Raw genomic sequence first — 13,666 nt, 5'->3', positions numbered from 1 at the left:
GATTTAGTTCCATTGAATTACGCAGCAAAGCCTCAGGTAGTTCTTCTTTCTCGACCAGAGTAGGTGTCAGATACTTACATAGCTCATCATAAGGAATAGGGCGAGAGAAGTAGTAGCCTTGCATTAAGTCACATCCACATGCCTTTAGAATCGCGAAGTGCTCGTTTGATTCTACGCCTTCTGCCAATACCACCATGCCGAAGTTCTTACCGATTGCGATGATGTTTTGCACCATGGTGAGTGACTGCTGATCGACAGCAATGTTCTCAATAAAGCTCTTATCGATTTTTAGTTCATCGATAGGGAGTGCTTTCAACATGCTTAGTGATGAATAGCCCGTACCGAAGTCATCTAAAGATATTTTAATATTCTTTTCGTGTAAGGCCTCGAAAATAGGTTTTACTATGTCTACGTCTTCAATGAACAGGCTTTCAGTGATCTCTAATGTTAGACAACTTGCAGAGAGCTGATACTTCTCCAGCGTTGTGAATAAATGCTCAGAGAAAGATCGGTGAGAAAACTGTCGAACAGATATGTTGATCGAAAGCCCGATCTTTTGTTCCGTTGTTCGGTGCAAATGAGCGATCTGCATAATGCTGGACTCAATAATAAAAGTGCCGAGCTTTTGCATTAAGCCAGTGTTTTCAGCCACAGGTATAAAGACATCTGGTGGAACGAAACCCAGCTCGTCATCAATCCAGCGAACGAGTGCTTCTACACCGTGAATACTTTCATCAGCACGGACCAGTGGCTGGAATACCATGAACAGAGTTTGTTTCTCGATCGCGATACGTAGCCTTTGTTCTACTTTCATTTTGTAGAGGTGGGCGTCTTGCATCTCCGTTGTAAAAATACTGTACGAGTTTTGCTGCTGCTTCGCTTTGTACATGGAAATGTCGGCAGAGCGTAACAGGCTATCTAAATCTTTTCCGTGTTCAGGAAAACGCGCTACGCCGATGCTGCAACCTAACAAGAACTGTGCACTTTCGACTTCATAAGGTTGAGACAGTACTTCAATAATTCGCTTGGCGAGTCGTTTAATTTCCACTTCATTCGATAAAGGCGTTAAGAATAAAAACTCATCACTGGATTCGCGCACCAATAGGCTTACTCGAGAGCGGAATCTCATCAAACGTAAAGCGATTTGCTTGAGCACCTTGTCACCGAAGTCGTGTCCGTGGGTATCGTTGACGCACTTGAAGTTATCGATATCGATAAACAATAGTGAGAACGGCTCTGACTCATCTTCAATCCATTTACTAATGTTTCTACGCATGTATAAACGGTTGGGTAGAGAGGTTAACGGGTCATGATTCGCTTGGTAGATGAGTTGGCTTCGAGTACGTTGTTCGTTCTTGGCAATCGATTTTACTAAAAAGTAGAAACCAAATTGAAGAAAAATAAAGGCAACAAAAAGAATGCCAAACTCTTTTACGAATATGCCATCGACGTGCGATAGATCTGTGCGGCCGACAACCCAAAGCTTGTAGTCTGGAATGTATTGAGCGCTAACGAGCGAGTGGTATGTGTCGTCACTGATACTGAAAGAGTACGTGTCTTTACCGGTTTTTGCTCCTTTGACGCTGACATTCACTTGTTCTAAAAAGTTTTTGGTAATGCGCTTCATCAGGTCGTTAGCAACAGGCTTCAAATAGGCGTCAAGAGATTCGATGTCGCTAGAAAAGAACTGACGATAGTTGTCTGTTCTAAGCAAAGTTAACGTGTTGTAGCTACCTGCGTGTGCGTTGCTTTCAAATACGATCGTACTGTCCAAACGCAAACCCGCAGTCATGACCGCATCGACATGCTTGCCATCGATTGAAATCGACTTTCTTAGTGGAATTACTAGGCTGTTAAGTGAGTCCTGGAAATAGGTACGTCCCAACACCATTTTTTCGCTAGATATGGCCTCGAGAAATGAATCTCTGGTGTATGAGTCGTTAAGCAAATTATGCTGATCGGACAGCTGTAGGTTTGAGCTAATTGCAAGGTAATCACCTTCAGGATTAAGTAACCCAAATGCGGCTATCGCGGGGTGAGTATCAAGTAGCTTATCTAATATTGGTCGAATCTGGATAGAAGCCGTGCGAGTAAAATCAGATTGTTGGGCTAACTGGTGCCCTACAACTTCAAGTAGTGCTTCTTGGCTGGTCATCAGCGAGCTAACAGAGCTAGAAAAAAGTTCTACCTGAATGTGCTGTTGCTCCGTAAAGTCATCTCTGTTTGCTTGCCACTTGCTTACGCCCAACACAGCGAAAAGTATCAGGGTAAGCAGTACGATCAGAACATACAGCGACCAGATATTTTTCTTAAATAGAGCCATGAGATGCCTTTTGTTAATTACTACTTAAACAGAGAGCAAGTGACAAACTAGTGGATTGTCAGCGTGATTCATGCAACGAAGGATACAAATATCAATAATGAAAGTATTAATGATTAAATAGTGTAACGACTACGAGCAGAGATTCTTGAGCGAAATATTAGTATTCAGAATTTTGATAACGAATAACCCATGGTTAATCACAGTTTATAGTTAGCAAACGGTCGTCGTTTATAGCAGTAACGCTAATCGAGCTCTGGCTTCAAGCGGAGGTAGCCGTTAGCTACAGAGTAAAAAGCTTACTCCATGAGGTTTTATTCTCACTGTGAATAAGCTTGTTATGCGCACGTCGTATGTTCTAGCAGTATGGTTAACAGTAGCACTAAGTGAAGTTGAATTACTTTTCAGTTACGGCGATAGGTAGCTTCTCGTTAGCGCCCCACTCAGTCCATGAGCCATCGTAAACGCCCATTTCACCTGTATAGCCAGCGAGTTTAGCGGCCAATAATATGATGCAGGCTGTTACTCCAGAGCCACAGCTAAAGAACATAGGTTGAGAAGGGGTGATCTCTATGGTGGAAAATATCTCAATTAACTCTTGTTGAGTTCTTAATTTGCCATCATTTAGTACTTGAGCGAACGGTAAGCAAACTGAGTTTGGGATGTGGCCACTACGTAAGCCTTCACGTGGTTCAGGAACTTCTGAATCGAAGCGAGCTTGAGAACGCGCGTCTACAATGTTTGCGCTCTTATCAGTTGAGCAACTTTCAATCTGCTGAGCACTGACAAAATAGTTGTCTTGAATATGGCCTTCAAAGTTGCCCGTTTTCACTTCGGTTCGATAGTCAGTCTCTGTCGCGTAACCAGCTTCGATCCACGCAGGTAAACCACCATCTAAGATGTATACGTTGTTGTGTCCCATTGCCATAAACATCCACCACGCACGGGGCGAAGCGAAGGTTCCGGCGTTATCGTAAACCACAATCGTGCTGTCTTGATTGATGCCAATTTCTTGTGCACTTGTGTTGAAGTGTTTTTCGGTCGGGAACATGTGAGGAAGCAGAGTGTGCTTGTTACAAAAATCTTTGTCGTAGTCAAAACGAATAGCCCCAGGAATCATTTGTCCTTTGATCTTCTCTGACTCGCTTGGAATTTGAAACTCGATACTGGCGTCGAGGAGGATGATATTGTCTTCTGCTAGCAAACGTTGTTGAAGTTGTTGTGGTGAGATGAGTGGCTGATTCATTATTGTTATATCCATTCTTGTTGTTTTAGCGATTATTGTTGTTATGCATTACTACTGTTTTAGCTAATACAGTGTTAGAGCGATTCTTGTTGTTAGAGAGGTTACTGTCGTTTTTACGAATACCGTTGTTGTATAGCCCGTTACTGTGCAGCTCGACAGTGGATGAACTGATAACTGCTTTGTCCGGTTATTTGATTGTTTAATGTATCAAGCGCGACCACAGAATCAATAGGGCAGTCTGTGGTTGGAGCAATAGAGACGCGAAATACGTCATTATCTTTTGTCTGAACCGTAAGATAACGCCTGTGTCCATCTAAGGATTGAGTCAGCGTGTTCGAAATTACTTTGGCTTGAATGCGTTGTCCTGTCTCTGATGTTAGCGGGAAATAGGCAAGGGCAACTAACATGCCTACGCCACACATTAAGATAAATAGACCTATTTTTAACTGTTTCATGAGAGTAAGTCTTTGAAGGTTATGTTGAAAATATAAGTGAGATTGGTGGTAAAGTGAATGCTACTCGCTAAGAAAGCTGAATTAACTGCTCTTCGACGAAAGTAAAAAAGTGAGCATTTCTGCTCACTTTCTACTTACAAACAATCCATTTTGAATCTGTTTCGTCAGAGATCTCGCTAACGACATGTTACTTGCTGTTAAACGACTTACTGCCAGACAATCTGAGAGTCACCGCCAGAAACTACTTGTTGTAATGGTGGTTGACCATCGTAGAACCAAATCTCTATCAAGAGTGCTTCATGGTTTACTGGGGCTGCAAAGTTCGAGGCGAACACACCATTATCTAGTGGGCCTGCAATGACCTTGCTGGAGTAATCCGGCTTCAAGGTTGAGTCATCTCTTGTGCTAAATCGGCTATAAACGGTCACAAAAGAACGATCTGTCGAAATGCTGCTGATGTCGATGTCGAGATCAAACTGTTCAACAGAGTTGTAGTCAAACCCGTCAGGTACCACCAAATCACTCATCGTATAGCTTTGCGCTGCTACCGCACTTGTCGCGGGAGACGGCGAAGGCGTTGCTGTTACCGGAGTCGTTGCTGTTACCGGAGTCGACGGGGTTGCAGGTGTCGAGGGTGTCGATGGCGATGGAGTAGATGCACTTCCGCCGCCACCACCACCGCCCCCACAACCGGCTAATACCAATGGAGCTGTAGCTAAAATAACGGCTAGTGACTTCTTCATGTTCCAAGTGCTTTGTACAGACATACGTTCTTCCTCAGAGAGATTGCGGCTTGAATCAACGCAATGATTGTCTCGATATTGTTTAGTGTGAATAGTCATAACGTCTCTCCTTATGGTTCGTAATGTTGGTTGTCTGCAGGTGATTGGTACCATGTTTGGTTCGTGTCACCGCCGGATTCTGCGTATTCTTTAAACTCTGGGTAAGCGGTAACAATATCGACGTACTCTAGAGGCCACTCCCATTCGTCATCCGAAGTTACTATGAGAGCCCAAGGGTGGTTTTCTGCTGTTTTGAAGTATTTACCTGTTGATGGATTACTGTCATCGACGCCTAATCCAGCTTCAAAGAGGTTAGTGGTATCAAATGCCTCGGTTGGAGCTTGGTCTGGCAAGTGAACCTCCCAGCTGCGCCCTGGATGTAGAGGTAGGTTTTCACCGTGATAATACCCAGGCGTTGCAAAAATGAACGGGTCGTAAGGCATATCGGTCCAACTGCCAGTACTCACACCGTCACCGGCTAAAGTAATACCAATTTGGAATGAGAACTGCTCATCCTCTTTACATCCATTACTGGTGCGGTAGAAGGTACAGCCAGTGCTGATTTTTTCTGTCAGGTCATTGGCGATAACAAAGATTGCTTCGCTACGTCCATCTTCTAGGTCAAAGTCAGTGAATACACCGTTGTGTTTCATGTAAGAGCTACCACTACTCACCAAGCTCGGGTCTAGGTTAGGAAGTCGAACAGCAAACCCATTTCTGTACGATGCCCCGACAGCAGCTAAGCGTCCGTCGATGGTGGATTTAACGACCTTTCCATCTTTAAGGATCTCGGTAATGCGATACATAAGAACAGCATCGTTCATGTCGTAGTCGGCTTTATATGGCCAGTTATCTTCGTACGCGAGCGTTGCGTAGCCAGAAGCACTTGGGAAGTAACGAGCGGTGGCACCATCGTTAAGGACATCGACTTGAATATCGACCACCTCACCAGAGGTTGAACCGCCAAAATAACTTAGGTTGGTTTGTTGGCTGAATCTAAATCTAGCCCACGTAGTACCGGTTAGTGCGTTGATATCAACATTAAGGAACAGATCGTTTTCACCAGCATCGAGCGCGTAATCTGTAAACACTTGCTCGTTGGCGCCATCGAAGCTGCCATCTTGGTTCCAGTCTATCCAAGCTGAAAGGTAACCGGTTGTTGAAGCTTCAATCACAACTTTTGAATCAAGTCCGGCTTCAAGTGCGGTAACAAAACCGATACCACCGTTGGCCCATTCATCATCCACCCCGACAGTTTCATCTGATTGAGGTGTGACATAACCATCTAGATCCGCATCTGGAGGAGTTGTACCTAACCATGTGATGCCATCGAGTTCATGTCGAGGGCCATTGCTCGCCAGTAACGTTAGGTAGCTGTCTGGAGCATCACCGAAGTCGATGTTTGAGTCTTCATCAACAACAGGTGCATTAGCACAACGAGCACCATCGTTTTGACCAGAAGCTGGGCCATTCGATACAAATTCAACCGCCGGAACAATCCCAGCAGCGATATTGGTCGCGTTGTCAGGAGATAAGTTGATTCGGTAAATCTTACCGTCTTGATTTCGAGATACGTAGTAGTAGCCGTTTACATCGAAATAACCTGCGCCGAATGTACCTGTTTCTCCGGTGTCACCAATGTAGGTTTCTGCGCCTGTAGTGGGGTTGAAGCTGTACAGGCCACCCGAGTTGTTATCAATACCATACAAAGATCCATCACTTGGGTGGAAAGCAAAATCGGTCAGTTTTACGGTTGCCGGGCTACCAGCTATTTTGTTAACCGTAACGGTCGCGTTTGGGTCGGTATCTAAAGGAGATAGGTCAACGGTGAATAGCCCTTTTCCTGTACGGTATAAGTAGTAAACGTGATCATATACGTCACCTACATAAAAGGTGTGATCGGTGGGCAATCCACTGGTATTGATGACTTCAGCTTGGAAATCCTGTCCAAGGCGCACCAAGCGTTTGTTGGTGGTGTCATAGCCATAAATATATCTGTCTTGAAAGTCGAAACCGACACCATTGATGTTGGCATTCATACCTGTATCGTCTTCTAACAGGGTGGTTGAACCTGTCACTAGATTAACGCCCCAAACTTGCACTGGGGTGGATTGAAAGAGGTACGCCTTACTTGGACATGTATCGAATGGCGCTGCGTTGGCGACTAGGGGCGCACTTAATAGCAAACTTAACGTTGTAATTCTCATATCTACATCCTTGTCATGGAAGGTCTAGATACTTTTACAAGTTACGTGCCAATTTTAAGCTATTGATTTTTATTGTTTATATTTTTGGGTGCTGGGGTTTTTATTGTATTCTCAAAATGAGAACTCAAATGAAATTAATCTCTCATAGAGTCTTTCAAATTGATAAATCGATTTGAGAAGCTGATGTTGAGCTCTAAAAAAGCCCTGACTTTTAGTCAAGGCTTAGGTTTTCGATAAGAGGGGATAGGACTTAGCTTATCCACACACCGAACAATTAGGCATCTTCATTAAATTCATTTCACGCCAGCTATGAGACATGGCATCGAGAATTAAAAGCTTGCCTTGCTTTGGTTGTCCAAACTTAGCAATAACCTTGATAGCTTCCAAAGCTTGAGCCGCGCCCACCATGCCAACAACAGGCGCCATCACACCAGCTTCAACACAGCTTAGAGCAGCGTTGCCGAATAGAGCACTCAAGCACTGATAACACGGTGCATCTGCGTCTTGATAAGTGAACACACTAATCTGACCTTCCATGCGAATCGCTGCACCTGATACGAGTGGCGTTTTAGAGGCGTAACACAAGCGGTTGAGTTGATTGCGCGTTTCAACGTTGTCACTGGCATCAAGAACAAGTGAATGTGCTTCAATCAACTTGCCAAGTGCTTGGTCATCAAGCCTGTGGTCAACAGTTTCAATCGTCAGGTGAGGGTTCAGTATCTGTAACGATTCAGCGGCAGAATCGACCTTCTTCTTACCAATATCAGCATCGGTGTGAAGTACTTGTCGCTGTAAATTTGAAAGCTCGACAATATCATCGTCGATCAGTGTCAGCTTACCAATACCCGCGGTCGCAAGGTATTGCGCAGAGGCACAACCCAAGCCGCCGGCACCCAGTACCAAGATTGAGCTCTGTTTCAGCGCCTCTTGGCCTTCAAAATCAAACTGTTTAAGAATGATTTGACGGTTGTAGCGAAGCATCTCAGCATCAGACAGTATTTCCATCATCAAGCCTCGTTAGTAAAGCGTCGAGTTAAACAGTTGAATCTGAACCGTTTCACCGACTTCAACACGGCCACGTTCACGCTCTAGTACCACAAAACAGTTTGCTAAGCTCATTGAGCGGAAAGCGCCTGAACTTTGGTTACCTGTTGTTTCTACTACAAACTGACCGTTTTCAATCGAGTAGATACCACGTTGGTAATCAGTACGGCCTGGGCCTTTTTTGAATGCAGATTTAGTGATAGCAGGAATCGACTCTGGTGCTGTCCATGCTGCGTGACCAGCCAATTTAGCTAACATAGGCTGAACCAAAACATACATGGTCATCATCGCCGACACTGGGTTACCCGGTAAGCCACAGAACCACGCGTTATCCAACTCACCAAATGCGAACGGTTTGCCCGGTTTAATTGCCAGTTTCCAGAAGCCGATTTGGCCGATCTCTTCCAAAATATCTTTGGTGTAATCCGCCTCACCAACACTCACGCCACCAGAAGTCACAACCACGTCTGCTATTTGCTGTGCTTTCTCGAACGTTTCTTTAAGCGTTGCAGGGCAATCTGGGATGATACCCAAGTCGATAGCTTCACAACCAAATGCTTCGATTAATGGTTTAATACCGTAACGGTTACTGTCGTAGATCTGACCGTCTTCAAGCGGTTGACCTAATGGCTTTAGCTCATCGCCAGTAGAGAAGAAAGCGACTTTAGGTTTATGTAACACTGTCACGTGGCTCACACCTAATGAAGCAATCATTGGGATGTCACGAGGTGTTAAACGCTCACCACGGCTAAGTACGATATCGCCTTGCTTGATATCATCACCAGTAGGGCGAATGTTATTGTTCGGCTTGATGTCGTCTTGTTGAATCTCAATACCAGCCTCAGTTTCGGCCGTATTTTCTTGCATGATTACGGCGTCACAACCTTCCGGGATCTTTGCGCCTGTCATAATGCGAATACAGGTGTTTGCTGGCCATTCACCTTCGAACGGTTGGCCCGCAAAAGACTTGCCTGCTAATGGAAGAACTTTACCGTTCTCTAAGTCTGCTAAGCGCAGTGCATAGCCGTCCATTGCTGAGTTATCAAAAGGAGGGACGAAAATAGGGGACAGAATATCTTCAGCAAGTACGTAACCCAATGCTTCTGCTAATGGCAATGATAAGGTCGTTTGAATAGGTTTAATTGGCGATAGCAGCTTATCTAGTGCTTCTTCAATTGGCATCAAGCCCGGAGCGTCGCAACAGCCCATAATTGAAATCCTTTGGTCGTTATTATTTTGATTTAGTGGTTGGCAATGGTGGCTCAATAATTATCAAATCACGGTTGTTCGCCAACGAAATTGCAGCCACTTTAGCATAGTTTAAGCCCCGTAAATAATGACCTCCCTTAAAATATGGGTGTATTTATTCAAAATTCCGAGTATCCTTGTTTGCCATCCAGAAGGGGTATTAAAAGAGGAAGTTCAATGTCAGGTCTTAGCGAATCAGCGAAGTTGGTTAAAGATGCGCTAGCAAGCCGCGGATTAGAGACACCAATGCGTCCTAATCAGGTTAGCCGAGAAGAGAAAAAGGAACGAATCGAACACCATATGCGTGAGATTCTCACTCTCCTTGAACTTGATCTTGCAGATGACAGTCTGGAAGAAACACCGCAACGTATTGCAAAAATGTATGTGGATGAGATTTTCTCTGGTTTGGATTACGCCAATTTCCCTAAAATCACCGTGATCGAAAACAAGATGGGTGTTCGTGAAATGGTTCGTGTAAAAGACATTACCGTCACCAGCACATGTGAGCATCACTTAGTGACCATTGATGGTAAAACCGCAGTCGCTTACATTCCTCAAGGTAAGATCATTGGTCTTTCGAAGATCAACAGAATCGTTCGTTTCTTTGCTCAGCGTCCACAAGTTCAAGAGCGCATGACACAGCAAATCCTTGTAGCATTGCAAACGCTACTAGAAACGGATGATGTTGCTGTAACCATGGATGCGGTTCATTACTGCGTAAAATCTCGTGGTGTAATGGACGCAACCAGCGAAACGACAACAACAGCATTGGGCGGTATCTTCAGATCAAACCCAGCAACGCGCCACGAGTTCTTACACGGCCTGCGTTAATACGTGTCGTCACTGGATGAACGCGATTTAGCCTCTGTAAATTGATGTTCGTTGAAAATATTCTAAGCCTCGCTTTCTGCGGGGCTTTTTTACGCCTGTAATGAAGTTAATTGTAATGACTACAAATGTCGTCATTACCTAGAGTGAAGAATGAGCGACTCATTCACTTTCGTCATTCCCTAAAGTGAGGAACGAACGTAATAGGGAATCTGTTTTGATTAGGCGTTTATTAGTGTGGTTAGCGGGAGATCCCCGACTCAGTCGTTCCTCCTTCTCGAGGATGACGGCGAGTGAGGTAAAATACGAGGGTGGGGGTTCAGAGTGTATTCTACGCCAGCCTATTAGAAGCAAACACTGATGATCTTGCAGAATGAGTGACTTAGTTACTTTCGTCATTCCCTAAAGTGAGGAACGAGCGTAATAGGGAATCTGCATTTTCGATGTGGGTTGGTTGGACCGGAAATTAGATGCGCTCTACAGAATCTATAAAGCGCAAATTTGGGTACAGCAGCTGGTGGAATGCTTAAGTAAGATTAAACAAACGCTTAAAGTGGTGAACAAAACCGGACGGCTTATTCTCAGCTTGATAGAGGTTTAAACCATCATAAAAACTGGCCATAAACTCTATGCGAATCTCATCATCACTGCTTCTCGATATGCGAGACAACAGAGTAGCGGCTACAGCAGCATGATCATTAGCAAGGCTGTAATCCATTCCTAGTCGTCCTTGAATGAACAACCACAAATGAGTGATTAACTGTAACTGCTGAGCGTTAGAGTTTTGAAACTTATCGCTGTGCTCAGTCCCCACTGTATTATCGAATACATTTTGCATCGCTTCATTCGCTTCTTTATTACTTTCAAAGCGATAGCTTGCATCGATATGTACCTTGGTTAACAGGCCAAGCAACGTCTGACGTGCAGAGTTGTCCGGCTTGTTCTCGCAAGCGTGCTTAAACAGAGCATGGTTTTCATCAATAAATGACGATAGCTCTTTTTCATAGCCAGTCGTCAGCGCTTTGACTGAATCGAGGCCTGAGAGCTGCAAACACGCTTCGAGCTTAGTTTGGCGCTGAGGTTCAGTCTGAGTTTGGATCTCAGTCATTACTCTGTAGCTCTTCCCACGTCACTTCTGCAGATTGCGTGTCGCTGTTTACGAACGCAGAGTTACCCGACAGCATTACTGAAAGGTCCATCGTACGTTGTGTCATCGCTGCTAGTTGCTCAATACCATCGTTGTCTAGACGAACGATTTGAGCTTTCAGGTAACCGAACTTACCTTTGTTTTGTTCCCACCAAACATTCGATTTAGTGTTGAAGCTGAACACGCTCACAGACTTAGATAAGCGAGTCGCTTTCTTAACGCGTTCTGGATCGGGTTCACCCACATCAATCCACTCTAAGATTTGGTCATCTAACGACTTCTGCCATAAATCGGGTTCTTCAATACTAGACAACCCTTTAGTGAACTCAAGTTCAGGAGATGCATTGATACAGAAAGCAATGATACGCGCCATCATGCGCTGCTCTGTTTCAGAAGGGTGTTGTGCAACCGTTAGATTAAAAGAGTCGTAATAGTCGCGATTCATATCGGTTAAAGAGATACGAAACTTGTAGATTGTCGGTTTAAGAGCCATTGAGGGGGTGTCTTAGGTAGAAATAGTGAGGGGGGAATATTACCTTAAATCTCTGAATAGAGGGTAAAAAAATAGCCAGCAGAGGCTGGCTATTTTTAGAAAGCTTTAAAATACTAAATTAAAGTACTTTGATGCTGTCAGCTTGAGGGCCTTTTTGACCTTGAGATACAGTGAACTCAACTTGTTGGCCTTCAGCAAGAGTTTTGAAACCGTCGCCTGTGATTGCAGAGAAATGTGCGAATACGTCTGGGCCGTTTTCTTGCTCGATGAAGCCGAAGCCTTTAGTTTCGTTGAACCATTTTACTTTACCAGTAACTGTGTTAGACATGATGATATCCTAAAATTAAATTTTTATTATGAGCCAATTGTGGCACTGATAGCGCGGAAAAGTTTATTGCTATTGCGTACAACACAACGGGGTTACTAGTAATCCAACGAAATGTTTATATACAAAGAACTTTCTTTCTAGCCGAGATGAAGTCTAAATCAAATCAGGGGATAGTCAATCGAATCCATAGTGAAAGGTTGCAGAAACTTGGGGGTAGTCAAACTTTGCATTCCTTAAATATCATGGAGTTACAGTTGTATGGTGATTTGTTGTCATTTTTGTGAAAATGGTGGTCGAAATTGATGACGAATTTGGAGTGAATGCACTGTTTTAGCGCATTTATTTTTGCAAATTAGAAGCCGGTAACTGGGTGTTGAGCCCACTTTTAACGGCTTATATTTATCACTGTCGTTGTAAGGAAAATGTCTTTACTTGAACGAGAACTAGACTACTTTTTCAAGCGGTACAGGTTGCCATTATCGGTACTGAAAAAGATGTCGCCGCTTGGTGAATTTTCGATGTCTCTTATCCTTTCGCCTAAGTCTTCTAAAATACGCTCTTCCTTGATTGCCTCACCTTGTTCATTGACTGTCACAATATTAATGTGAGTAAGCTTAAGTGCGACAGCCAGCAACTTTCCTTTTAACTCTGGGTATTTATCGCCTTGGTAAACAATCAAGCTCCCCGGAGCGATTGAAGGAACGTAGACTTTTTTAGGCGCTTCAATACCATCTTTGGTTTTAGACTCGCCAACGTTAATTGGGCCCCAATACTCTTTTCCGTGTGATGTGACTGGCCATCCATAGTTGGCGCCTGCTTTTATTAGGTTGATTTCATCACCACCGCGCGGGCCGTGTTCAATCGACCAAAGTTTTTGAGTCGGAGCATCATAGAACAGCCCCTGTGGATTACGATGGCCATAGCTCCAAATCTCATTGAGTACTTTGTTGTTATCAGTGAATGGGTTATCGCTTGGTGTGCTTCCATTGGCATTTAATCGCAATATTGAGCCTGAATGAGTCATGGTGTCTTGGCCGTTGTCCCTGTCACCACGATCGCCGATTGAAAAATACAGGTGGCTCTCATCAAAGGTGATACGGCTACCAAAGTGACGCCCTGTGTCCGTTTTGGATTTCGACACAAACACGTCTGTCCAATTCGTGATTTCATTATTACTGTAATTAGCAGAAGCCAGTGTCGTTACACCTTCACCATCGACCTCTTTACTATAAGTGACGTAGAACTTTCCGTTTTCAAAAGGGGAGAGTGCGATATCCAATAATCCACCTTGGCCTTTCGCCCAAACATTTGGCAGCCTGAACAATGTGTTTTGATCGCCGGTCTTTAAATCAATGTGTTTAATGACGCCTGATTTTTCTGTTACTAGCATGGAGTTGTCGTTGATATAAGCCAACCCCCAAGGGATCATGAGTCCGTCGGTGATCTTCTCTGCCTGCCACGCAAAGGCTGACGTTGTAGGAGCAAGGGCAAGCAGCGCCAAAGCACATGAAAAAATACGGTGATGAGTGTTCATTGAAGTCCCTTGATTATGAGCATCTAGTGTTAGT

At 44.2% G+C, this 13,666-nt stretch carries 12 protein-coding genes; 1 reads left to right on the top strand and 11 read right to left on the bottom strand.

Annotated elements, in window-relative coordinates; translation table 11 throughout:
• The 7 genes from AACT19_RS14580 to moeA all read right to left on the bottom strand — a co-directional run.
• Window positions 1-2,323 (bottom strand): putative bifunctional diguanylate cyclase/phosphodiesterase (locus AACT19_RS14580; RefSeq protein WP_242658951.1); only part of this gene is annotated, 2,323 nt, incomplete at its 3' end.
• Between the two features lie 394 nt (window positions 2,324-2,717).
• Window positions 2,718-3,566, bottom strand: coding sequence for a sulfurtransferase (locus AACT19_RS14575; protein WP_076646942.1), 849 nt, complete (start codon window positions 3,564-3,566; stop codon window positions 2,718-2,720).
• 140 nt (window positions 3,567-3,706) lie between these two features.
• Complete coding sequence (locus AACT19_RS14570) at window positions 3,707-4,021, bottom strand: hypothetical protein (RefSeq protein WP_076646940.1); 315 nt, start codon at window positions 4,019-4,021, stop codon at window positions 3,707-3,709.
• A gap of 206 nt (window positions 4,022-4,227) precedes the next feature.
• Window positions 4,228-4,863, bottom strand: coding sequence for a hypothetical protein (locus tag AACT19_RS14565; protein ID WP_076646938.1), 636 nt, complete (start codon window positions 4,861-4,863; stop codon window positions 4,228-4,230).
• A gap of 11 nt (window positions 4,864-4,874) precedes the next feature.
• Entirely contained in the window at window positions 4,875-7,010 is a 2,136-nt protein-coding gene (locus AACT19_RS14560) for an LruC domain-containing protein (protein WP_076646936.1), read from the bottom strand.
• A gap of 255 nt (window positions 7,011-7,265) precedes the next feature.
• Window positions 7,266-8,015 carry a molybdopterin-synthase adenylyltransferase MoeB gene (moeB, locus tag AACT19_RS14555; protein ID WP_029222137.1) on the bottom strand — a complete coding sequence of 250 codons (750 nt, stop codon included), beginning with the start codon at window positions 8,013-8,015 and terminating at the stop codon, window positions 7,266-7,268.
• Window positions 8,016-8,027: 12 nt separating this feature from the next.
• Window positions 8,028-9,263, bottom strand: a complete 1,236-nt coding sequence (gene moeA / locus AACT19_RS14550) for a molybdopterin molybdotransferase MoeA (RefSeq protein WP_076646934.1) — start codon at window positions 9,261-9,263, stop codon at window positions 8,028-8,030.
• A 216-nt stretch (window positions 9,264-9,479) separates the two neighbouring features.
• Here moeA and folE point away from each other — a divergent pair, with 216 nt between their 5' ends.
• Window positions 9,480-10,133 (top strand): GTP cyclohydrolase I FolE, encoded by a 654-nt coding sequence (folE, locus tag AACT19_RS14545; protein WP_004731548.1) that lies wholly within the window; start codon window positions 9,480-9,482, stop codon window positions 10,131-10,133.
• A 523-nt stretch (window positions 10,134-10,656) separates the two neighbouring features.
• On the opposite strand, the gene AACT19_RS14540 is transcribed toward folE, so the two are convergent.
• From AACT19_RS14540 to AACT19_RS14525, 4 genes are all read right to left on the bottom strand, one after another.
• Window positions 10,657-11,238, bottom strand: a complete 582-nt coding sequence (locus tag AACT19_RS14540; protein WP_076646932.1) for a hypothetical protein — start codon at window positions 11,236-11,238, stop codon at window positions 10,657-10,659.
• On the bottom strand, window positions 11,231-11,770 hold the full coding sequence (locus AACT19_RS14535) for a YaeQ family protein (RefSeq protein WP_004731545.1): 540 nt from the start codon (window positions 11,768-11,770) through the stop codon (window positions 11,231-11,233). The genes AACT19_RS14540 and AACT19_RS14535 overlap by 8 nt, the downstream gene beginning before the upstream one ends.
• A 118-nt stretch (window positions 11,771-11,888) precedes the next feature.
• On the bottom strand, window positions 11,889-12,098 hold the full coding sequence (locus AACT19_RS14530) for a cold-shock protein (protein WP_004731543.1): 210 nt from the start codon (window positions 12,096-12,098) through the stop codon (window positions 11,889-11,891).
• Between the two features lie 448 nt (window positions 12,099-12,546).
• Complete coding sequence (locus tag AACT19_RS14525) at window positions 12,547-13,632, bottom strand: PQQ-dependent sugar dehydrogenase (RefSeq protein WP_076646928.1); 1,086 nt, start codon at window positions 13,630-13,632, stop codon at window positions 12,547-12,549.
• Window positions 13,633-13,666: the final 34 nt, after the last annotated feature.

The sequence above is a fragment of the Vibrio sp. 10N.222.47.A9 genome (genome assembly GCF_963872585.1).
Lineage (GTDB): Bacteria > Pseudomonadota > Gammaproteobacteria > Enterobacterales > Vibrionaceae > Vibrio > Vibrio splendidus.
The sequence above is the reverse complement of the archived record's forward strand: the minus strand, read 5'-3'. Positions and strand labels throughout refer to the sequence as shown.

Bases quoted from the DNA above. Each gene is read 5' to 3' on its own strand.
- AACT19_RS14565 (WP_076646938.1), bottom strand. From the start codon at position 4,863: ATGACTATTCACACTAAACAATATCGAGACAATCATTGCGTTGATTCA.
- AACT19_RS14525 (WP_076646928.1), bottom strand. From the start codon at position 13,632: ATGAACACTCATCACCGTATTTTTTCATGTGCTTTGGCGCTGCTTGCC.
- AACT19_RS14560 (WP_076646936.1), bottom strand. From the start codon at position 7,010: ATGAGAATTACAACGTTAAGTTTGCTATTAAGTGCGCCCCTAGTCGCC.
- folE (WP_004731548.1), top strand. From the start codon at position 9,480: ATGTCAGGTCTTAGCGAATCAGCGAAGTTGGTTAAAGATGCGCTAGCA.
- moeA (WP_076646934.1), bottom strand. From the start codon at position 9,263: ATGGGCTGTTGCGACGCTCCGGGCTTGATGCCAATTGAAGAAGCACTA.
- AACT19_RS14570 (WP_076646940.1), bottom strand. From the start codon at position 4,021: ATGAAACAGTTAAAAATAGGTCTATTTATCTTAATGTGTGGCGTAGGC.
- AACT19_RS14540 (WP_076646932.1), bottom strand. From the start codon at position 11,238: ATGACTGAGATCCAAACTCAGACTGAACCTCAGCGCCAAACTAAGCTC.
- moeB (WP_029222137.1), bottom strand. From the start codon at position 8,015: ATGGAAATACTGTCTGATGCTGAGATGCTTCGCTACAACCGTCAAATC.
- AACT19_RS14575 (WP_076646942.1), bottom strand. From the start codon at position 3,566: ATGAATCAGCCACTCATCTCACCACAACAACTTCAACAACGTTTGCTA.
- AACT19_RS14535 (WP_004731545.1), bottom strand. From the start codon at position 11,770: ATGGCTCTTAAACCGACAATCTACAAGTTTCGTATCTCTTTAACCGAT.
- AACT19_RS14530 (WP_004731543.1), bottom strand. From the start codon at position 12,098: ATGTCTAACACAGTTACTGGTAAAGTAAAATGGTTCAACGAAACTAAA.